Source organism: Geodermatophilus poikilotrophus (assembly GCF_900111455.1).
GTDB classification, from domain to species: domain Bacteria; phylum Actinomycetota; class Actinomycetes; order Mycobacteriales; family Geodermatophilaceae; genus Geodermatophilus; species Geodermatophilus poikilotrophus.
On sequence record NZ_FOIE01000005.1, the window covers coordinates 71,063 to 93,032 of the forward strand.

Annotated in this window: 11 protein-coding genes and 3 pseudogenes; 8 read left to right on the plus strand and 6 right to left on the minus strand. The window is 67.9% G+C overall.

Features of this window, described 5'->3' with window-relative positions; translation table 11 throughout:
* Positions 1–395 precede the first annotated feature (395 nt).
* Positions 396–1,622 (minus strand): annotated as a pseudogene (locus BMW27_RS12370) (IS256 family transposase).
* Between the two features lie 275 nt (positions 1,623–1,897).
* On the opposite strand from BMW27_RS12370, the gene BMW27_RS12375 reads away from it, so the two are divergent.
* Together BMW27_RS12375 and BMW27_RS12380 are read left to right on the plus strand one after the other, a co-directional pair.
* Positions 1,898–4,987 (plus strand): CHAT domain-containing tetratricopeptide repeat protein, encoded by a 3,090-nt coding sequence (locus BMW27_RS12375; protein ID WP_091444499.1) that lies wholly within the window; start codon positions 1,898–1,900, stop codon positions 4,985–4,987.
* Positions 4,988–5,016: 29 nt separating this feature from the next.
* On the plus strand, positions 5,017–6,786 hold the full coding sequence (locus BMW27_RS12380) for a CATRA system-associated protein (RefSeq protein ID WP_342707448.1): 1,770 nt from the start codon (positions 5,017–5,019) through the stop codon (positions 6,784–6,786).
* On the opposite strand, the gene BMW27_RS12385 is transcribed toward BMW27_RS12380, so the two are convergent.
* Both BMW27_RS12385 and BMW27_RS23410 read right to left on the minus strand, forming a co-directional pair.
* On the minus strand, positions 6,783–7,739 hold the full coding sequence (locus BMW27_RS12385) for a tetratricopeptide repeat protein (protein WP_175486495.1): 957 nt from the start codon (positions 7,737–7,739) through the stop codon (positions 6,783–6,785). The two genes, BMW27_RS12380 and BMW27_RS12385, sit on opposite strands and share 4 nt — an antisense overlap.
* 5 nt (positions 7,740–7,744) lie before the next feature.
* Positions 7,745–8,941, minus strand: a complete 1,197-nt coding sequence (locus tag BMW27_RS23410; RefSeq protein WP_175486496.1) for a hypothetical protein — start codon at positions 8,939–8,941, stop codon at positions 7,745–7,747.
* Between the two features lie 821 nt (positions 8,942–9,762).
* Between BMW27_RS23410 and BMW27_RS12390 the strand changes: the two genes are divergently transcribed.
* From BMW27_RS12390 to BMW27_RS12400, 5 genes and pseudogenes are all read left to right on the plus strand, one after another.
* A protein-coding gene (locus BMW27_RS12390) for an IS5 family transposase (RefSeq protein ID WP_091444508.1) occupies positions 9,763–10,559 on the plus strand; the annotation gives its coding sequence in 2 pieces (ribosomal slippage) (positions 9,763–10,093 and positions 10,093–10,559; 798 coding nt in all).
* Positions 10,560–10,994: 435 nt separating this feature from the next.
* A pseudogene (gene fxsT, locus BMW27_RS12395) lies at positions 10,995–12,776 on the plus strand (FxSxx-COOH system tetratricopeptide repeat protein); the annotation flags it as partial.
* 98 nt (positions 12,777–12,874) lie between these two features.
* Entirely contained in the window at positions 12,875–13,351 is a 477-nt protein-coding gene (locus BMW27_RS24050) for a tetratricopeptide repeat protein (RefSeq protein ID WP_281244757.1), read from the plus strand.
* Between the two features lie 667 nt (positions 13,352–14,018).
* Positions 14,019–15,008: a YaaC family protein gene (locus tag BMW27_RS24605; RefSeq protein WP_425431668.1), complete on the plus strand. Its 990-nt coding sequence runs from the start codon at positions 14,019–14,021 to the stop codon at positions 15,006–15,008.
* 427 nt (positions 15,009–15,435) lie between these two features.
* Positions 15,436–16,251, plus strand: coding sequence for a hypothetical protein (locus BMW27_RS12400; protein WP_091444510.1), 816 nt, complete (start codon positions 15,436–15,438; stop codon positions 16,249–16,251).
* A gap of 446 nt (positions 16,252–16,697) precedes the next feature.
* Here BMW27_RS12400 and BMW27_RS12405 read toward each other — a convergent pair whose 3' ends face one another.
* Positions 16,698–18,323 (minus strand): right-handed parallel beta-helix repeat-containing protein, encoded by a 1,626-nt coding sequence (locus tag BMW27_RS12405; protein ID WP_091444513.1) that lies wholly within the window; start codon positions 18,321–18,323, stop codon positions 16,698–16,700.
* 657 nt (positions 18,324–18,980) lie between these two features.
* Here BMW27_RS12405 and BMW27_RS22945 point away from each other — a divergent pair.
* Positions 18,981–19,118: pseudogene (locus tag BMW27_RS22945) on the plus strand (IS5/IS1182 family transposase); the annotation flags it as partial.
* A gap of 147 nt (positions 19,119–19,265) precedes the next feature.
* Here BMW27_RS22945 and BMW27_RS24355 read toward each other — a convergent pair.
* Together BMW27_RS24355 and BMW27_RS12415 are read right to left on the minus strand one after the other, a co-directional pair.
* Positions 19,266–19,739: a transposase family protein gene (locus tag BMW27_RS24355; RefSeq protein WP_091444516.1), complete on the minus strand. Its 474-nt coding sequence runs from the start codon at positions 19,737–19,739 to the stop codon at positions 19,266–19,268.
* A 127-nt stretch (positions 19,740–19,866) separates the two neighbouring features.
* Complete coding sequence (locus BMW27_RS12415; RefSeq protein WP_091444519.1) at positions 19,867–21,243, minus strand: MFS transporter; 1,377 nt, start codon at positions 21,241–21,243, stop codon at positions 19,867–19,869.
* Positions 21,244–21,970: the final 727 nt, after the last annotated feature.

A 21,970-nucleotide genomic window follows, 5' to 3' on the forward strand; every position in this document is an offset into this window, starting at 1 on the left:
CATTGGCACCGGAGACGCACGCGACGAGTGGGACACACTCATGCATTCACGGCCCGTGGGCGCTCTTAGCGACGCGCAGCGGGGCGACCAAACAGGATGCGCCGCGGCGTGCCGCGGGCCGATCTCGCCGTGGCGGCAACCAGGGGCTCAAAGCACGAGCGGGCGTGGAGCACCGCCGCGACCTGCGAGCTCCGGCGGCGCATGCTGCCAGGCAGTGGCGGTGACACCGTGCTATCCGCCGCTTCAGCTGGTCAACGAGCAACTACACGGCTGGTAGGCATGACGCTTGCAGCGCCGAGGCCTCGAACCCCTGCAGTCGTTGCGCTTGCGGCTCGCGGTGACGTCCCGCGGAGTGGTGGATGTAGTCCTCACCGTGTCGGTCAGCGATGTGGTGACTATGACGCGATCAGGGCCGGCTGCGCCACCTCCTCGTTGGTCCGGTTGAGCAGGGTCATGGAGCCCTCGGAGAGGTAGCGGCGGTCGAAGACCTGTCATTCGTCGTGGGCCTCGACCAGGACCGCGCCGGCCAGCCGGAGCAGGGCGGCCGGATTGGGGAAGACGCCGACGACGTCGGTGCGGCGCTTGATCTCCTTGTTCAGCCTCAGCGGATTGGTCGACCAAATCTTTTTCCAGTGCGAGACGGGGAAGGCCGTGAACGCGAGCAGGTCGTCGCAGGCCTCTCGCAGCATCGCCTCGACCTGCGGGAACTGGCGGCCCAGCATGCCGGCGATGACGTCGAGCTGGGCGTGCACGTGCACGTGCTCGGCGTCGGGCTGGGCGAAGATCGTCCGGATCGCGGCGGCGACCATCTCGGCGTTGCCCTTCGGGACGCGCGCGAGGACGTTGCGCATGAAGTGCACCCGGCAGCGCTGCCAACTGGCGCCGAGCAGGACCGCGGCGATCGCGGCCTTCAGCCCGGTGTGGGCGTCGGAGATGACCAGCTGCGTACCGGTCAGGCCGCGGGCCTTGAGCGAGCGCAGGAACGCCGTTCAGAAGGCGCCGTCCTCGCTGTCGCCGACGGCGAAGCCGAGCACCTCGCGGTGCCCGTCGGCGGCCACGCCGGTGGCGATGACGACCGCCTGGGAGACCACCCGGCGGTTGACCCGCGCCTTGCAGTAGGTGGCGTCGAGGAAGACGTACGGAAAGGCCTGCTCGGCCAGGGAACGGTCCCGGAACGCGGCGACCTCGGCATCCAGATCCGCGCAGATCCGGCTAACCTCGGACTTGGAGATGCCGGTGTCGGCGCCCAGCGCCCGCACCAGGTCATCGACCTTGCGGGTGCTCACGCCGTGCAGATAGGCCTCCATCACCACCGCGAACAGCGCCTGGTCGATCCGCGGGCGCCGATCGAGCAGCGAGGGGAAGAGCGACCCGGCGCGCAGCTTGGGGATCCGCAGCTCCAGATCCCCGGCCGTCGTGGTCAGGGTCCGCGCGCGGGAGCCGTTGCGCTGGGTGGTGCGGGCATCGGTGCGCTCGTGCGGGGCGGCGCCGATCACCGCGGTGAGCTCGGCCTCGATCAGAGCCTGGTAGATCTTGGTGGTCGCCGACCGGATTCGGTCGTCGACATCGGCGGCCTTCAGTGCGTCGAGCACCTCGAGCAAGGCAGAGTGGTCCAGGGCCATCGTGTGCTGTGTCCTTCCGCGAGAACCATTGGCGTGGTCTCGCTGACCATCACACGATGGCCCCTCTACGTGGTTCTCCACGCGAGCGGTGACCTGGACTTACACCACCAGCGGGGACGTCACCTTCGCGGACGCCGGCGGACGTCCGCGGACGCGGTCATGACGGCCTGAGCAGTGTGGAGCTCAGGCATCGATTGCGGTGCGGGCCTGTGCCCCCGTGGCTGGCTTTCGTTTGACGCTGGTGGCGTTCTGGCCGGTCGGGCAAGCTGGCGCCTGTGGATCCCACGGGCCCGGCTGATGCCGATGAGCCCACTCGGGCTGCGTTCGACGAGGAAGTCGCAAGCCTCAAGCACCAGGGACTTGAGGCCTTAATCGCGCAGGACTTCGAGCGTGCGGAAGCCGCCTTCGGTCGCGCTCTAACGGTTGCGGGGCCCGCGGCCTCGCCGGTCGTCGCGGACCTCTATGAGCACCTGGCGCGGGTCTGCGCGCTGACGGGCCGGTTTCAAGCGGCACAGGACCTCATGGAGTCCGCGGTGGCCTTACGCGAGCGACTGCAGCCTGAGGCGGACTTGTCGGTCCAGGGCTTTGCCCTGTTCGTCGACACGCTTCGGGCTAAGCCCGATGCGCGCCGCGAGCTGGCATCCGCGCTTCACCTGCTGTCCCGCGCGGAGCGAACCGACAGCGCTCGGATACACGCGGCAAGACGGCACCTTGAGGAGTCCATCGAGATCGAGCTCCAGATTGCGGCGAACTCGGAGTCTGTCCTGCATCGACGGGCCGAACTTGTGTCGCTGCGAACTATGGATGGTGATCTCGAGGGTGCCCTGGCTGCGTTTGATGAGATCTCTTCACGAGTCGGAGAGTTGCCGCCTGCCGAAGCCTCCTCGGTACTCAGGACCGTCTCGCAGCTGCGGTGGTCCGCAGGTGACCTGGGCGGGGCAATCGCGGCAGCCACCTCCGCAGTCCACCGGGCGGCCTCGTGCGGGGCCTTTGCGCAGGAGGCGGCTGCGCAGGGGGTGCTGGGACTTATCTGCCAGAGCGAGGGCAACCTCGACGCTGCGGGCGAGCACTACCGCCGCGCCGTCGATGGCCTGCGTGACCAGTCGGCCAGTTCTGTGCCCATGGCTGTGAATCTCGTGCGGCTTGGGATGCTCGAGCATGCGCGCGGAGCTGCCGAGGAGGCCAGGCGGCGCCTACAGGAGGCGGTCGACCTCCTCCGAGCGCGCGCGCCCATGAGCTGGGAACTCGGGGAGGCCCTTGAGGGGTTCGCCGAGGTGGCGCGGGCCGCAGGCCACCTCGGTGAGGCGGCCTCTGCGTTGCGCGCATCGGCAAGGCTTGCAAGCGACGTGGCTACGAGGCTGCGGCGTGAGCTAGAGGTCGGCCTGGTCTACAAGGAGCTCGGACGGTACGACGACGCCGCCCGCGTCCTGTCTGACGTCGTCCATGAAGCCCTCAACCACGGGCACGGGGACGTGCATTGGACCGCAGCGATGGCGCTGGCCGGCGTCCACAGGCGGAAGGGGGACCTTGCGCGTGCGGAGCAAAGTTACCGTGAGCTCGAACGGCGGGAACGTCTGACGGGGTGGCGCCAGATTGAGGTGCTCAGCAATCTGGGTGGGATCCAGCATGAGCGCCAGAACTACCAGGGCGCCGCCGAGGCATACCGGCAGTCCCTGTCTCTTCTGGATGCCGTAGAAGGGGGCAGCACTGTCCGGCCAACGCTGCTCCATAATCTGGCGACCGCCCTGCATGGGCTCGGTCAGCTCGGCGAGGCCGACGACTGCTACGTAGCGTCCCTACGCGGGGCCCGGGGTGTCGCCGCGCAACATGCTGAAGCTTGGATCGGCCGAGGCCGGATCGCACTCACTGAAGGCCGTTTGGACAACGCCGTCGACTTGTTGGAGAACGCCGTCGGCGTCGCGGAGCAGTTGCTCGCGGGGGCAGGTGGAACCGAGAACCGGGGCGCCTTGTTTGCCCGCTTGCAGAATGCGCACGCGTTCCTAATTCAGGCGCTCTGTCGTCGCGCCGGGCCGGGGGACGTGGCCCGGGCGCTGCTCGTGGTGGAAGGCTCGCGAGCACGGGAACTCCATGAGCGACTCTTCGCATCCGAAGCGTTGCTGCCTCAGCGACGTCTGCAGGAGCGGGAGCTCCGGCAGCGTCTCGGCCAGGTGTCCCGGAGGTTGTTGCATCTACGCGAAGTGCAGAGCACCTTGCCGGTGCAACTGGCCGAGCTTAATCGCCAGGAAGAAGAGCTGCGGTCGGCAGTTGAGGATCTAGACGGGCACCCAACGGTGGCTTCGGCGGCGACCGCCATGACTGCAGACGAGATTCGCGCCGCCCTCGCCTCGGGCGAGGTTCTCCTGGAGTTTCACGTCGTTCACGATCGAGTCTACCTGTGGGCGGTGACCTCCGGCGGCCTCGACCTCCACATCCTCGAGCCGTCCGTCGTCGAGCTCGCTGATCTGGTGGCGAAGGCCGTTGGCCCCTACCACGTCGGATCGCCGCCTCAGGCGAGCAACGAAGCCGCATGGCTCAAACTGCGCACGACGGCGTTGGGACCGGTCGCACCGCTAATGCGAAACGCCCGCTCCTTGGTCGTCAGCCCGGCGGGGCCACTTTCGCTCATCGCCTTCGAGCCTCTGGTCGACGACATCGAGCTGGTGCAGTACACGCCGTCGGCCACCGTCGGTCTTAGGCCACGGGCACCCCGTCTCTCTCGACCCCGCGATGCGCAATTCGTTGGATTCGGCGATCCGATCGTGCGGCGGGAAGCGCCCGAATTTGCGGGTCTCCCTCCGCTGCCCGGCGCCCAGGCTGAGGTCGAAGAGATTGCCGCGCTCTTCGGCGCGGACGGTGTTGCGGTGTGCGGAGCGAACGCAACCGAGCGTGAACTGCGCTCATGGGCTCGGCGTAGCCGGTACCTACACATCGCCGCTCATGGCATCGTCGATCTCGACAATCCTTTGCGCAGCGGCATCGTGCTCGCCGCGCCAGCCGGCTCGGCCGTGCTAGCCGGCTTCCGGGAGGACGACGTCCTGCATGGCTACGACATGGTGGACCTGGACACTGATGCTGAGCTCGTTGTCTGTGCGGCCTGTCGTACCGGGTTCGGCAGCGAGCGTGCGGGTGAGGGGCTCGCGACGCTGGGGAGCGCGCTGCTCCTCGGCGGCGCCCGTTGGGTGCTGGTCTCGCTGTGGCCGGTCGGTGACTTCATCAGCGCTGCCTTCATGCAGGAGCTCTACGGGGCCCTGCGTCGCGGGGCTTCGGTGCCGCTCGCGGTGGGTACGGCCCGACAAGCGCTGAGAGCAGACCACTCGGATCCGTACTGGTGGGCCGCATTCGTCCTTTTCGGAGTGAGGCCATGATCGACGCTCGGTACCGCGCGAGGACAAGAATGGCCATCCGTATTTTGCCGCGACTAGTCCTCGATCACTCTGGGTGGGTGCAGGTGGCCGCCTTACTGGACAGGATCCTGGGGGCGCTGCGGGCCGATGATGTGGCCCTTCTGCGTCCGGCGCTCGCCCAACTAGAAGAGCTCGGCGCAGTGCGGTCTGGGGGTGGCGCCGTGGTGCCGACCCAGGCGGGCGAAAACGGGCAGCATCTGAACGCCCTGGAAGAGCCACCTCCTGCTGCAGTGCGCGACAGGTTGGCCCGTGTCGCCGAGGCAGTGGCTACGGGACAGGTCGACCTTCCCCAACCGCCGGTCGAAGCGCCTCGAGATCCGCCGGAAAGGGCACTTGCTGCGGAGGTTCCTCAACAAGCGGCGCTGGGACAGCAGATCCCGCTGCTTGTGCGCGTGGTCGTTACCCCCGACCCCGCCGCTCCGGGTCGACTCACCGGGCTAGGGGAGGTCCCACCGGAAGGGCGGCGGATCGTTGTGACCGTGAGCTGCGGCGGATTGCAGCCTGAAGGTGACACAGCCCAGGAGCTCCTCGTTCCGGCCACCGGGGACTCGGACGCAGTGCTGTTCATGTTCCGGACGATGAAGCCCGGACTGCAGATCATCCGCGTTAGCGCCTTCCTGGATGGAACGTTTCTCGGGGAGCTCGCGGCTGAAGTGCTGGTTGTGGCATCTGTGGCATCGACGAGGGCCCACGAGGTCCGCAGCCACATGCCGTTGGCGGCCACCGAGCCTGGCGAGGTGACTCTCCAGATTCGTCAATCGGGCGGCCAGTATCAGTTTCAGTTCCTCGGGAGCACCCTCACGGCCTTCGAGACCATTCCCATGGTCGGGGACCCACACATCACCGCGGGCCGCCTGGCGGATGAGCTACGAGGCATGGCACGCATCGCGGCCACGGCCAACGGCCGGATAGCCCTGAACAAGCTGAAGAGCTACGGGGCAATGCTTTGGGGGCAACTGCTGCCGGAACCCATCCGGCAACAATTCTGGTCGGAGGCCTCAGGCATCTCCGCCTTCACCGTGGCGAGCGACCTAGACGTGATTCCGTGGGAGCTGCTGTACCCAGTAGACGGCAGCGCCGAAAACGGGTTTCTGGCGGAGCAGTTCCCGGTAGTCCGCCGTGTCTACGGCCAGGGGCGCGCCCGAGTGCTGAACCTCGAGCGAAGCGCCTTCGTCGTCCCCCATGGGTCACCCGCCAACGCGATGGAGGAGGTGCGGACTGTCCGCTCAATGCTCGGCGCAGCTGACGGTCCCGTCCTGAGCCGGCTTGCAATGCTCGACGAGGCCGTTAGCAGTGCGCAGCTTGATTTGCTGCATTTCGCATGTCACAACGCGTTCGCACCCGGCGTCGGTTCCAGCATCGCCTTCGAGGACGGTCAATACACGCCCGACGATCTGTCGGTCCTAGTCCAGCGCGCAGCGCTTCGCGAGCGCGCCCCGCTGGTCTTCTTAAATGCCTGCCGCACCGCCGGAGAGATACAGGGGCTAACGGGTCTGCTGGGGTGGGCAAGCCAATTTATGCGAGCTGGGGCGGGTGCGTTCGTGGGTACGCTGTGGGCTGTCCGGTCGAACACCGCACGGCGCTTCGCCGAGGAATTCTACCGGCAACTCTGTTCGGACGTCCGCCCTTCGCTGGGAGCGGCATCGCTTGCGGCGCGCCGAGCGATCGCACACGAATCCGGTGACCCGACGTGGCTTGCCTATTCGGTCTACGGAAATCCGGCTGCGCGTGCGAGCGGCGCAACCTCTGGAGGGTCCTAGCGGCCGGCGCGCGCGAGATAGGCACCGGCCTCGGCGACCCCCGAGCCAGCTGCTAGGCGTAACAGTCTGCGTCCTTCGTCGGCCCGGCCAGGCTGGTTAACAAGTATCACTCCCAGTATGAAGGCACACCGCGCGTCCTTCTCCAAGCCCCTGCGCAACACCTCCTCGGCTTCCGCAACCCGACCGTGGACTTGGAGAAAATCACCGTAGTGGGCGACAAGGTCCCACTCGCCAGCGGCAATCCCGTCGCGATACGCGGCATCGGCCTCGGCTAGCCGGCCGAATTGGGCGAGAACAACCGTCAAGTTGTTCCATCCGTGGGCTACTCCTCCTTCCGCGGCTCGGCGCAACGCCGCCACTGCGTCACTTTCCCTACCGGGCAGCCCGAGAAGGAGCCTGCCCAGGACCCCGTCTGCGGCTGCTGTCCCGCTTGCCCGGAGAGCGGTTGCAGCATCCTCCTCCCGACCTGGCTGGCTCACGAGGAGACAGCCGAGTTCGTACTGCGCTAGCGGCCTTATCTCGGAGTTGCGCTCCCGGCGCAGCGCATCCTCCGCCTCGGTATGACGGCCAAGTCGCCGAGCGAGCAACTTCCCAAGCACATACCAGGCACCCACGGCCTCACGGGTGACGGCGAGCCGCAGCATCGCCTCGACTTCCGAGGTGCGCGATGACTCGAACAGCAGCATATCCGCCAGTTGAACGAGGCCCTCGTCATGACCAGCTTCGATGGCCTCGCGGTAGGCCGCTTCCGCTTCTTCAGTGCGATTCATCCTGTCCAGGGTGACGGCGAGGTTGGTGAGAGCCGACATCTCTCCGAGATCGCGCGCGGCTAGGAAGGCCATTTCCGCCTCAGGAAAGTGCTCCGCGTGCAGGAGTTCGAGACCAAGGGCCGAAAGCTCCGTCGCCGCGCCTGCCTCCCGCAGGGCGCCAATCTGACGCTGGAGGGCGTTCACTCCATTTACCTCAATTCGGTCAGCGAGTCCCCTGGTGACCCGAAAGTGGCCTCCATGGCGACTCTTAGCGCCTCGAGGTGCCAGTACGCCGAATGCGTCCACAGGCCCGCCGACGCAAGATGCGGCACGCGTACGTCCCGCGGTGTGGAGCCGTCGTGGAGTCGAAAGACCGGAGCGGCACAGAAAGCCAGTAGATCGAGCGGCTCCCACAGATTGGTCCATGCCGCGACCGAGGGCGGGAGGATCGCCGGCAGCCCATCGGTGAGCGGCGAGATAAGGCCTCCGCGCGGATCGACAGCGTGAAAGAAGCTAAACTGGGAGCCGAAGGTGAGCAGGCTCGACACCCACAACGGATTGTGCCCGGTGGCAAGGTCGAGCGTGATGACGCCGCCGAGGCTGTGACCCAGGACGCGCACAGGTCGGTCACGGCTACCAAGGCCCGAACCGTGCTTCTCCACCGTCTCGCGAACCCGCGCGTGGATCGCTGCCCGGTGCCGCTGGTAGACCAGGACGTCTCCCAGGAACCGGGCGACACCGGGCGCCGCGGAAGACCTCATGTGGGTGTTGAGTCTGCCCGCGGCGGCTTCGATGGCGGCGCCGACCACTGAGTCGAAGTCGCGCAAGCGGCGCCGCACGAACGCAGCGACGTTCAGGCCACGCAATTCTTCGGACGGAGGGGATACCGCAGCCGCATCAGCGGCGGCGTCCGCGACTGCTGCACCGACTTCTCGGAGAAGCTCCTCCTGCTGGACGGCCGGTAGCCAGCGCAGATCGCTCCACTCGGCCGCCACCGCCGCAGAGACTTCCGCCACAAGAGCGCCGTCGGATCCGGAGTCCCGGAGCTCCTCGTCATCCCTTAGCCGCTCTCGTACGCCTACGAGTACCGCATCAAGGTTGGAATCGGACTGACGCAACTCCTCAGCCGCTGAGACCCCGGAAAGTGGCCACCCGGCTAGCAGATCGGCGACGAGTACATCTGGCAGAGCCTCCTCAACGCTGTCCCCTCGGACCTCGTCCGCGACCTCGGTTCGAGCGGGAACAGTGAGATGAACCCAGCGATCATCCGCACCCAAGTCTCCCCAGAAGATCGGTAGCAGCTGCCACCGGCTCCCTGCGGCGACGCTCAAACGATCGACGGTGGCCTCAAAAGCCTCGCGATCATGGTTGGCCACCCCGTGAATAACGAAGACTGGCTCCCCCATGCCTGCTCCCCTGTGGTGCGGTGCGGTCACGGTCGAGAGCCGCGCGGTGATCCTCGCCCAACACGGACCGGCTGGACAGTGATTCGGACGCCAGACGGCGGGGATACTCGTGGCGAGACCCAAGGACACGATGGAGAGCGAGTAGGCCCGGGCGTCTTGAGCGGGAACGAGTCAACGGTCGGCCCCGGCAGTCCTGGGCAAGGTCACCACGGCGGACGCCATCGTGCCGCCCAAGCCCACGACCACGCCTGCTGCGTCGTCGGGCGGTACAGCAGCGTCACATGAGCTAGCGACAGGACGCCAAGCCACGCCCGCTGCCCTCCACCGTTTCTGCAGCCTGCTCGAGCGGGCCCTTCAGGGTTGTACGCCAACGACCGTGGCGAGCAACCAAGGCGGCGCGGAGGTCAGGGCCGATCGAGCTCCTTCGCCCCGTCGGCGCTGAGGTCCCTACGCCATGAGAAAGCCTGCCCGCAGGGATGGATCAAATCCGACCGGCGGCGCACAGCAAAGAGACCAACGAGCCGCTGGTGCGGCTCTCCACGGGCTCGACACGCACTACGGCGTAGGGCCGGCCATTTCGCTGCTCGTGGCTGAGCCGATGGTGAGTCCCGCTGTCCCCGCTGTCGAGGTCAGGCCAACCGCGTACTCAGATCGGCGCGCGGAGCTGGGCTCGCTGCATCGTCCGCACTGAGTCCGCAGATAGTCCGCAGGACGACCACCAAGGGCCGTCGTCGCTCAACGACACTCCGCGCTAATGAGAGCTTGTCTCACGTGGATGAGCGCCGACCTGGCCAACGTTGCCCCCGCTCGTGGGAGAACGGATGGGTCAGACGCTGGTGCCCGACGGGCTGTGGAAGATCGTCGAGCCGCTGCTGCCGGCTCAGCGCGAGCGCCCGCAGGGTGGCGGCACCCGGTATGTCAATGACCGGGCGGTGTTCACCGCGATCGTCTACGTGCTGACCACTGGCTGCGCCTGGCGCCATCTGCCGGCGGACTTCGCCGTGTCCAAGGCCACCGCGCACCGGCGGTGCGTGGTTTGGACCGAGGCCGGGCTGTGGCGCCGGCTGCACCGGGCGGTGCTGGTTCGGCTCGGGGAACAGGCGGCGATCGACTGGTCCCGCGCGGTGGTCGATGCGGCCAGCGTGCGGGCGAAAAAGGGGGCCCGCTGACCGGCCCGACCCCGGTCGACCGCGGCAAGCCCGGCGCCAAGCTGCACGTGCTCACCGACGCGGCCGGCCTGCCGCTGGCGGTGGCGACCTCGGCGGCCAACACCCACGACAGCCTCGCGCTCATTCCGCTGGTGCAGGCCATTCCGGCCGTCCGCTCGCGCCGCGGCCCGCGCCGACGACGACCGGCCAAGCTGCACGCCGATAAGGGCTACGACTATCCGCACCTGCGGGCCTGGCTGCGCCGGCGCCGGATCACCCCGCGGATCGCCCGTCGCGGCGTGGAAACCTCCACCCAGCTGGGCCGGCACCGCTGGGTTGTCGAGCGCTCCTTCGCCTGGCTGACCGGCTACCGCTGGCTGACCCTGCGGTACGAGCGATCTGCCCGGTTATTCACCGCATTCCTCACCCTGGCTGCCGCGCTCACCTGCTACAAGAAGCTCGCCACGTGAGACGAGCTCTAAGTGCAGCTCAGAGCCGACCTACCACCGATTCCGGCAGGTCAACGAACTGGGCAGAAATCATGTCCGCGATACCGCGCTCAAGCCTACGGCGGGTGCCAACACTCGGCCCCAGACTCGGTTGCCGCACGGACACGGAGTCTTCCGGTAGGGGGAGTGGCGTCTTCAGCCAGACCACCTGACTTCCTCGGTGAATTCTGTTGGGCATGAGCAGGGGTAAGCTTCGTGCGCTCGTGGCGACAGTGTCCGGACTGAAAGGCGGCTCCGCTGTCCGCTGGCGCCGGGTACCGCCACGGCGGGTGATGGGTGTAGAGCTGAAGCGTGAGCAGTCGGGGCACTGACTTCTTCGTCAGTCACCCCGGCCGGGACACCGCGTGGGCGGAGTGGCTGGGCTGACACCTGCAGGAGGCCGGTTACTCCGTCGAGCTGGACGTATGGGACTGGGCGCCGGGCGAGGACTTCGTGGCGCGCATGCAGGCGGCCCTCGAGCGGGCCGACCGGCTGCTGGCGGTGTGCACCGAGGCCTACTTCGCCTCCGGATGCGGCGGTGCCGAGCTGCGCGCGGCCTTCGCCCAGCAGGCGGCGGGGCGGATCGTGCCGGTGCTGGTCGAGCCGGTGACCCTGCCGGCGTTGTACGCGCCGCTGATCCACCTGGACCTCATCGGTCTGGACGAGGCGGCGGCGACGGCCCGGCTCCGGGCGCGGCTGGCCGGGCTCCGCCCGACCGGCCCACCCCCATTCCCCCGTGGGGATGCTGCGCCGGGCGACCGACCGGGGTTCGCGGGCCGCCTGCCGGAGGTGTGGCGGATGCCGCCGCGCAATCCGCGGTTCACCGGCCGGGACGGCATGCTGGCCGAGCTCCGGCGGCGGCTGCGCGCCGGCCAGGGCACGCTGGTGGTGCAGGCCCTCTACGGGCTGGGTGGGGTGGGCAAGACCCAGCTGGTGATCGAGTACGCGCACCGGTTCGCCGCTGACTACGACCTGGTCTGGTGGCTCGACGCCGAGCAGCCGACACTCATCCCCGAGCAGCTCGCCGCGCTCGCCGCCCGACTCGGCCTCCCGCCCGGGCCGACGGTGGCCGACACCGTCGAGCGGCTGCTGGCCGAGCTGCGCGGCCGCGACCGCTGGCTGCTGGTCTTCGACAACGCCGACCACCCCCAGGACATCGCCGGTTTCCGGCCCGGTGGAGCCGGGCACGTGCTGGTCACCTCGCGGTTCCCCGGCTGGGGAGCGCTGGGTGGCCGGCTGGAGGTCGACGTGCTGGTCCGCGCGGAGACGATCGCGCTGCTGCGGGCCCGGATCCCGGAGCTGGACGAGGAGCTGGCCGACAAGCTCGCCGCCGAGCTGGGTGACCTGCCACTGGCCGCCGCCCAGGCCGCCGGCTACCTGGAGCAGACCGACCTGCCACCCGCCGATTACCTGCGCCGGTTCCGCACCCGCCGCGCGATCCTGCTGGCCCGCGGCGAGGTGGTCGGCTACCGAGGTCGGATCGACACCGCCTGGGCGCTGTCGCTGGAGCGGCTGGGCAGGGAGGATCCGGCCGCGGTCCAGCTGGTGGAACTGGCCGCCTTTCTGGCCCCCGAGCCCATCCCGCTGACCCTGCTCACCGGCCACCCGGAGCTGCTCGACGAACCGCTCCGCAGCACCGCCGCCGATCCCGACGCTCTCGCCGACACCATCGGCGCGCTGGTCGGCTACTCGCTGGCCCGCCGCCATCCCGACGCCTTCCAGGTCCACCGGCTCGTGCAGGCCGTCATCCGCCACCAGTTACCCCCCGACCGGCAGCGGGCCACCGCCGAGCGGGTAATGGCGCTGCTGGCCGCCGCTGTCCCAGGTGATCCGGAGGAGCGGGCCTGCTGGGCCGCCTACGCCTGGCTCATTCCGCACATGCGCGCCACCGCCCCGGTCGGGAACCACCCCGATTCCCTCACCGCCGCGAGCACCCTGATGCTCGGCCTCGGCAAACTGGGCGAGGAGGAGGCGGCCCGCGCCCTGGGCGAGGACACCCTGGAGGGCTGCCGCCGGGTGTTCGGCTCGGACCACCCGACCACCCTGCGGCTGGCCGCCGACCTGATCCTGACCCGTGTCGCGATGGGTGAGGCGGAGGCGGCCCGGGCGCTGGGCGAGGACACCCTGGAGCGGTGCCGCCGGGTGCTCGACCCGGACCACCCGACCACCCTGTCGGCGGCCGCCAACCTGGCCCTCACTCTGGCAGCGGCGGATGAGGTGGAGGCGGCCCGGGTGCTGGGCGAGGACACCCTGGAGCGCTGCCGCCGGGTGTTCGGCCCGGACCACCCGAAGACCCTGTGGCCGGCCGCCGCCCTGGTGAACGCCCTGACGAAGGTGGGTCGGGCGGAGGCGCCCGGGCCCTGGGTGAGGACACGTTGCGGCGCTGCCGCCGAGTGCTCGGCCCGGACCACCCGACCACCCTGTGGGTGGCCATCGCCCTGGCTCGCGCTCTGGCGGCGGTGGGTGAAGGAGCGGCGGCCCGGGTGCTGGGCGAGGACACCCTGGAGGGCTGCCGCCGGGTGCTCGGCCCGGATCACCGGAACAGCCTGTGGGCGGCCGTCGCCTTGACCGAGGCCCTGGCATCGGTGGGTGAGGTGGAGGCGGCCCGGGCGCTGGGCGAGGAGACGCTGCGGCGCTGCCGCCGAGTGCTCGGCCCGGACCACGTGATCACCCGAGACGCCACCGTCGCCCTGACTCACGCCGTGAGCAGGTCGGGTGATGCGAAGGCAGCCCGAGCCCCAGGACCCCCACCTGCAAAACCTCCAGGCCTGTGAGAGAACCTCACTAGAAGGGGCGCACCATCAACTACCGGGACGTCGCGGCGACCCACCGACCCGTCGAAGATCAGATCGATGGAATTGACCCGTCCTTTGTCTCTAGGCTTTGACCGGAGATGCGCGGCCTCGTCGCCTTAGTTCTGGTGGCGGTCAGCTTCCTCAAGCGCTCGAACCCCATGAGCGCTCCCATGTCTCTGGCCGCTCCCCATAATCGATCTTGTTCCGGCTGCATTGGGCCGGGGGAAGGGTGAGCCTAGGCCCATCCCGGAGGGACGCGCAGCGCTCTTTCGCCGACCGGCTACAGCGGGCACCCTCGGCCGGCTGTGGAGCGGTTGCCTGGCCCCTCAAGACGGCTTGGATGGGTCCGCGGATCACGCCATCTCCAGTCCGCACACAGTCCGCAGAGTCCGCAGAAAGTCCGCAACTCAGCCAGCATCGGTCGTCGCCGAGCATCAGCGCCCAACGATGAAACCGCAGGCCAAGCCCAAGTTTCATCGATCACCGCACGCAGCCGAGCATCCCGGGTCAATTCTGGGTCCTTTGGCCGGGGACATGGGCGACACCTTCGCCCGCCCGCCCCTGAAGGCGGCTGTAGGGTCACGTACCGGTTGACCGGGCTTGCCGCGGGCAGGACGCTCTTGCAATGAATCCGCAGCGGATATTGATGCTGCTCCGGGGCACACGAGCATCCCCTCCTGGCCTAGCGGCAGGGGATGCAGAGCGGCGAGGCATCTACAACTCGGCCCTACAACAGTTTGAGGAACTTGCTGCGGCAGCAAGATCAGTGGGCCCAGCTTCGCAGCCATTGGCGCTGTTCTATGCATTGGAGCAGGCGGGGCAGGCGATCCTCGCAGCGCGACTGGAAGGACGGGGAAAGCCCCACCACGGCCTAAGAGTCTCCGGTTACGACAAGGCTCTCCATGAGGTTGCTATAGAGCCGAAGGGGAATGGCGCATTCCAGGCAGTTGCGGAGGCGCTCGCCGTCTCAGGCATCTCAGGCAGGGCAACCCTGGGTGAGCTCTGGGCCTCCTTACCTGAAGGTGGTGACGAACCGCTCGATGACGTCGAACATCCCCGGGCCCTGGGTCTGTATCCCGAGGATCGCCCGGGCCCCGCGGCGACCTTCCTCATGACGGATCGGGCAGTAGCCTGGCTCTTCGCCCTTCCAGAGGAGATGCGCTCAGTCCCATCGACCGAGCAAGTGGCGGCAGTCAGCGCGTATCTGTCGAGCTATCCCACGGCATCGGGCTGGGAATCCCCCATTGATGGCGGTATTCCTGGCATGGATGACCCCTCAGCCGGCTTTGGTATCCGACTTCAGTGGCGACTGCCAAAAGCGTCGGGGAGTGCAGGGGAGCGCTTTGAGTACTTACTGACGAAAGTCGCGCCCAGGTACGACCGTTATGATCGTGGATACTTGCGACCAGCCGTGGGGGGAGGCGAGATACTTCACCCGCTCCTAACGTGGTGGCTTATCCTATACGCGCTCTCCATGTTCGCGCGCTATCAGCCAGGCGCATGGGTGAAGCACCTAGACGTCGCTTCGTCTGCTAATGCAGTACGCCATGAATCCCTGCTGTCTCTGGGCCTTGAGTCGGTGCCTAGATTAGTCCTAGAGGCACTGACGGGTAGCAAACAGCTCGACTATCGCTAGGTAGCGATTGCGATACCCTGCATTGGCGAGCTACGTGCGGCGGGCATCGGCATCATGGGCTTCTCGACCTCGGGTGCATAGGGTTCGCCCCATAAGTACGCAACGAGGTGTCTCCGTAGTGGGCCGCTATGAGACACCCGGCTCAGGTCGCCGTGAGGGCGGCCTCAGGGACATTTCGGAGACGTCAGGCCACAACGACCACGCCAAGCATTGCTCCACCCCGTTGGGGGCCATCCCCTGGTCGGTGAAGGTGGATAGACGGTCACCAGCTGGGGACGTCGCGGAGCCTGGGGACTTCTTCACCTCGCACGACCTGTGAGGTGAAAGGTATACGCGAGCAAGGCGACGGCAGGCTAGGCGGCACGATTTAAAACGCAAGCGCGCAGCCAGGAGTCGATAGCATCCTCACCCCCGAGGGAGCCCTCAAGTGAAGGACCTCCGTTCCAGTTCCATTCTTACCACCACGGGAGTAGTCGCTGGGGCGCTTGGCGCGGCAGTCGTTTCGCTCTCCCTGATCTTCGCATTCGGACAGATGGGGCCCAATCTGCTCTCCGAAGCCGCCGGGCTTCTGCTGGGAGTAGCGCTCGCTGTGCTCATTATCGATCGAGTCACGGCCCGTCAACGGCAGCGAGAGTGGAGGTTTGCTCATGACATTGTCGCCCGAAGACTGGCTGCCAGCGTAGTAGACGCGGTGCGCCTGCTTTCAATCCGGCAAGACAAGGAAACTTACGCCGCGCATCGGCCTCGCTTCGCTGAGTTCGCAGACCTGTGCCAGCTTCACTTCGGCGACCTTGACAGCAATATTGCGGCCTCGGTGACTGTCGTAGAACCTCAACTGTACGAGAGGTCAAGGGAAATCCAACTGCACTTGTCCGTGCTGATCAGGACGCTCAAACGCCGCATGGGGCATGAGCTAACCCCCATTGCAGTCTGGGAGCTACAACTCGCGCGGCACGTGGCGCAGATGGCAATGGACTACATGCAGCTCGAAAAGGAAAGCGCCGCAAGGGATGCCTCGAATAGAGTCCTGAGATTCTTAGAGTCCACTCAAGGCCAAGGGTATTGGCCCTCTACGGTCTCCGACGTACTCTCGAACAGATTCAATGTTCAAACGTCAACGCTCCATAAATTCGCACCTGACCGTAGGTTCGGCATAATTATGGATGCTGACCTTGATCTCGCCGTCTGGTATTTCACTATTGACTGGTGGCTCCTGTCTAGACTTGGAGCTCAGGCGGCCTAGCATCCCCGCAGGAAGCTTCCGAAAAAGCATCCGCAGTAAGCAAGTGGTCAAGCGGCCGGAGAGCCGCCTCGTACAAGGGTCAGCCCCTGCTTGAGCAGTTCGACAACTGGAGCCATGCCGGTCCCCCCGTTCGTGGCTCACGTCCGCTTCTCCGAGAGGGCATGCGTGTCCGTTAGTGGGCCGCTTGGGACACCCGACCCAGGCTAGCCCGCGGGGCCGCTAGTCCGAGAATCAATGAGGTTTTCTCACGAGGAATCCGCACCCGGTTGAAGGGCGCGGTGGGCGTCGCGGGTCAGGGCTTCAGCGACATGAGCCCCCGCGGTCCGAGCCCACCGTCGTGGGGTGCGGCTCAGCGCATCGGCCCGGAGTGGGTCAGCGCGGCCACCAGCGCCCGGTCCAGCCGATGGGTCAGATCGACCTAAGCGGGCGGCCGCCTCCCCCTCGGTTCAGGTCACGGGATTGACCGCCGTGCTGTCCGGCGTGCACGTCTCCAGGAAGCCGAGGTCTGGTCCGGCCCCGCAGTACGACGACCCCGTTGGAAGGGCTACGTCGCGAGCCGGCGATGCGTCGCGGGTGTAGAAGTCGTTGTTTACGGGATCCGGCCGCCACATCGGGTTCCCGGTGAGCGATCCGGCCGGCACATCTGATGCCGTCCGGTAGAAGAGGTTGCGGTCGACCGTCAATGCGGTGACCGTGCCGACTCGCAGGCCCCGCCCCGCCAGGTCGACGATGTTGTTGATCACGACCGCCCGCTGGACCACAGCTTCCTGGCCGACGGACAACGCGTAGTTCGCCGAGGTCGGGGCGACGTCGACGGGGATCGCGTACAGCGTGTTGTGGTAAATCTCCGCCACCCGCGCCGGAGCGACGCGGACGCCGAACGCCCCCTTGCTGCTGCCGCTGTGCACCAGGTTGAACACCAGGTTGCGGCGAAAGACCACGGAACCCAGCCCCGTGTTGATCTCCGAGCCCAGCGATGCCGCCGAGTTCGAGTCCCAGATGCGGTTGTTCTCGATCAGCACCGCGTCCGCGTGGTAGTGAACCACCAGGGCCGTACCTTGCGGCGACGAGGGCGCGCTGCGGTAGCCCATCATCTTGTTGCCACGGATCGTCACCCGCTGGCAGCTCTTGATGTCCACGGCGTTCTCCCGGTCGGCCCGGCGGGCCGTGCCGTTCTTGTGCCGGTTGCCGTAGCGATTGTTCTCGATGGTGACATCGGTCGGGTCGAGGGTGCCGAATCCGGTCTCCCGCGGGCCGGCGCACTGAACCGAATCGCCGCTGTTGCCCCAGGAGTCGTTGCCGCTGACAAGAATGCCGCTGGAATCGGGGAAGATGCCGACACCGTGACTGTCCTCGGTACCCCGGGAGAAATTGTGGATGCGGCTGTTGCGCACCGCCGAGTGCTTGGCGTTGACGAACGCGACCCCGACCGGCGCGGTTCCGCCGTACGCCTCGACATCGTCGACAAGCACGGAGGAGGTGTTCTCGACGCGGACGGCGTTCGCGGCCGCTCCCCCCGCGTTGAGGACCAGACCACGCACAACCCAGTACGGCCGGTTCATCCGCAGGAGGGGTGACGTGCCCGTGCTCGTGGAGCCGAGGAGCACCGGCCGGCTCTCGCCGGCGGCCCCCTGGATCCAGATTGGCTGCGTCGCCGTGCCGTCCTTGCCGGTCCGGAGTCGCTCCGGGTACGTCCCGGCGTGCACGACCACCGCTTGCCCCGGCTGCACCAACGTCAGCCCGCGCGCGATGGTCCGTACCGGAGCACTCGGCGTGCCGGGATTCGCGTCGCTGGCAGGGGACGTCTGGGCGACATGAATCTGGCCAGTGGGCGTGCGGCTGGCCCACCCGAGATCGGGTCGTGCCTGGGCCCCGACCTCGCTGTCACTCAGCAGCGGAGGTGTCGCCGTGGCGGACGACACCTTCGCCAGAGTGCCCGCCGTGGTGAGCGCCGCGATCATCAGCGCTCGTACGCCTGTGAGTCGCATGGTGTCCTCCTTCGTCGCCTCGGCTTCCTTCCGATCCGCGGCCAGCAACACGATCCGTGCGCGCTCGACCTCCCGGGCCGGCACTCCCTCGTCCCGAGCACGTCGCTGCAGTCGCGCCGGTCGGCGCCGGGAATCTGCACTACTCGCGCGTGCGCGGCCACCAGAATTGGTCACGCTGGCCGCGAGATCACATCAAGAAGCACCGTGACGGAGCACTAGGCCTCAGTGACGGAGCACTAGGCCTCACTGGCAGACAGGCCGTCCGGGCGCACAAAGAGGTTGATTGACCCGCCCACCTCAGACCTGCCCTCGATCGCGTCTCCTGGGTACACATAACCTGTCTTCGAGGCCCGGACACGATCGTCGCCTTCGGCCCTCCGCTGCCAGATGTACCAGAGGACCTGATCATTCTCTCGTTGATGATCTCGAAGTGATGAGCCGGGAAGTCCTCCTCCCTGGTGCACCACGGGACCCAGGCTCCGATACTGACCGTTGTATTGTTCTCGACATACCTGTTATCTCTGGATGACTCAGAGTTGATGAACAGGAGTCGCTGACCTGTGATGTTCGTGATGTTGGCGGCAACGGTTACGGGCATGACTTCCTCCGATCGCACGGGCCTCGAGGGCGAGCGCTACGCCCAACGCCTACGCAAGGCCATTTTGCAGCCCCACCGTCACCGCAGCGTGACGAGGCCGTCACGACGAACCCACCGTCAACCTGCTGCACGGGGCCACCTGAGCACCGGCCGAGCGCGGTAACTCGCTGCTCAAGACAAACGCCAGGGCGCTGCGCCGGGTCAGCCTGTGTCCGCGGATCGGCGCGATCACCGCCGCTGCCCTCGTCCTGCTCCACCAAGTGCACGACCGCACCACGTGATCAACAGACCAGTGGACTCGCTACCGGGAAAGGCTCAGTGAGTCGGCGGTAGCCGGTCAGCCAGGCGAAGGACCGCTCGACGACCCAGCGGTGGCGGCCCAGCCGGGTGGAGGTCTCTTCGCCTCCATGTCGCACAATGAGGATTTCTCACCTGGTTCCGCGGTCGAGTGAGGTCAGCACCAATGCGGCGGCGGCGATTGCGCCGATGCGCTGCGGGGTGACGGTGACTCGGTCGAGGGCCCGCCAGCGGCCGAGCAGAGCGTGACCGCGTTCGGCGGGCGCGCGTAGCGCAATGATCAGGGAGTTGTAGCAGCGGTTGTCGGTGTGCAGCGGCCCGTCGGGGTGGTGGCGGACCGGCACGTGCACGCCGACGCCCGCGCCGGTGTAGCCCTTGTCGGTCGCTCCCCATAACCGGCTTGAATCCGGCTGCAGCGGATTGAGGGAAGGGTGGGCCGTAGGCCCATCCCGCAGGGACGCACAGCGCCCTTCCGGCGACCCGCTGCAGCCGGCACCCTCGGCCGGCTGGGAGCGGCGTGCCGCCCCGCGAGGAGGTTCACACGGGCCAGGGAACGCGCTGTCCCAGTCCGCAGTTAGTCCGCAGGAAGTCCGCAACTCAGCCAACCTTGGCCGTCGTCAGCCCACAACGCTCAAGGGGCAAGGCCCAGCGCCGCCCCGGCGAGTCCAGCAGAGTCAGTGCAACTGGGGGCAGTCCCGTGCGTCCGCCGGTAGGCCCGACCGTCCCCAGTAGCTAGCGGCCGTCTCCGAGCCGCACGTCAGGGTCCTGCCCGTCCGGACCGCGGGCCGATCGTGCCGAGCGCTCGGCGCGGATCGACCCCACAAGCCCGAGGGTGCCGGCAAGGGGGAAGACCGCGAGGAGGAGCAGGCTCCGGTCCAGCCCGAACACCTCGCCGAATCCTCCGACGATCGCGGACCCGATACCCCCACCGACGAGGAAGACGAGCATGGCGATGCCCAGCGCGACCCCACGGACGTCGACCGGTACCGCTCCGCTGACCGCGGCCATCAGCGCCGGCTGGCCGAGACCGAAGGCGAAGGTCACGAGGACGACTGCGCAGACCAGGACCGTGGCGGACCCCGCAGCGGCGCCAAGGGCGGCCAGGGCGAGAGCGGCTCCCGCCGTGACCCCGGCCACCGCGAGCGACCGGGTGGGTCCGAGGCGGGCGAGCATCGGCCCCGCCAGCCGCGGCCCCAGGAGACCGGTGAAGGCGCTGGGCACGAGGGCAAGGCCGACCTCGAGCGGCGACCATCCCCGCAGTGCGAGGACCGCCGGCACGGCGATCAGCAAGGCAAACCACGCCGCCGGGATCGCGGAGGCCGCCAGGGCACTGCGGACGACGACCGGCTCGCGAATGACTGTGTGCGGGAGGAATCCCTCGGGCCGGCGGCGGACGCGGGCCGCCACAGCGGGGACACCGAGCCCCAGGAGAACCACGCCCGCTATGGCGACGACGACACCGGAGGACGGGGACTGCAGGAGCAGCACGAGCCCCGCCGCGGTGCCAGCCACCAGGATCGCGCCGAGCACGTCGAGCCGGGCGCCGGTCCCCCTCGTCGGGACCGCACGCCACAGCGCAGGGACGACGAGCAGTCCCAACGCGGGGAGGACAACGACGGCGCGCCAGTCCAGGAGGTCCGCAACGAGGCCGCCGGCCAGCGGGCCGAGGGCACCGACCGCAGCCGCCATTCCGGCGACACGGCCGAGGGCGAGGGCGCGAACCCGTCCGTCGTACTTGGCGGTGACGATGGCCATGCCGAGCACCGGGACGGCGGAGGCGCCCAAGCCCTGCAGCACCCGCGCTCCGAGCAGGACCTCGTACGTCGGCGCGAGACCTCCGAGCACGGCGCCGGCGGTCATGAGCCCAACACCTACGAGAAATGGCAGGCGGATGCCAGCGAGGTCGGCCACGCGCCCGTAGACCGCCGTCGCCACCGCGAGCATCAAGGCGTAGAGGGTGAGCACCCATGAAACGCCACCGGTGGTCAAGTCCAGGTCAGCTGCGATCTCGGGCATCGTGACGGCGACGGCGGCGCTGCCCATGCCGGCAAGTCCGAACAGCAGACCGACGAGCACGGCGACGCGGCCGGCGTCAGTGTCAGGGCCCACGATGCTCGATCAACCCGCGGACGAATGGTGGTGTTCCCCAACCTCGGTGTCGGCGTCAGCGCCGACCGCGCTCCTCGTCGGTGACCTCGGCCGACTTGGCCTCCGGGCGGTACGTGAAGGGTGGTGATCAGCCGCGGCGACTCCGGCTGTTCACCGAGGTCCGGGCGCCGACGACGCTAAGCCACCCGCTTCCGCTTCGTGTCCACAGGCCCCCGACCGCCTCGCGGCGCACGCCGACTGTGCCAGGCGGAGGTCTCGATCCGGTGTCCGCGGCGGGAGTGCGCGTGAGGCTCCGGCCGTACCGTGCCAACGGCGCTGGACCTCGCCGGGGGCGGACCGGGCCGGCGCGGCCGACCAGCCGTGGCCTTCGAGCGCCGCCAGCAGTGCTCCTGCGACGCCGTGCGGGCGCGCACGACGGCCTTCACCATTTTGACGTCGGCCGTGTGGACCCGCTGCATCCTCGCGGAGCCCCCCCGCCCTTGGGCACAATCGGGGCACATGATCGTTCGATTGAGTTCGATTGACTCTGATTGACTGAGATGTATTCTTGCAGGTCAGAACGGGAGTTCACGATTTCACGCTGGTCAACGCGCCCACCCGCACGTCCTGGGACAACGCATCACCAGCCACACCCGAGCGCCAATTCAACGAAGCACTACTAGGCGCGTCCCCACCCCTGTCTGCTTCCCCACAACCGGCGCTCCTCTGGCTGTCGCAGGGCGGGGGA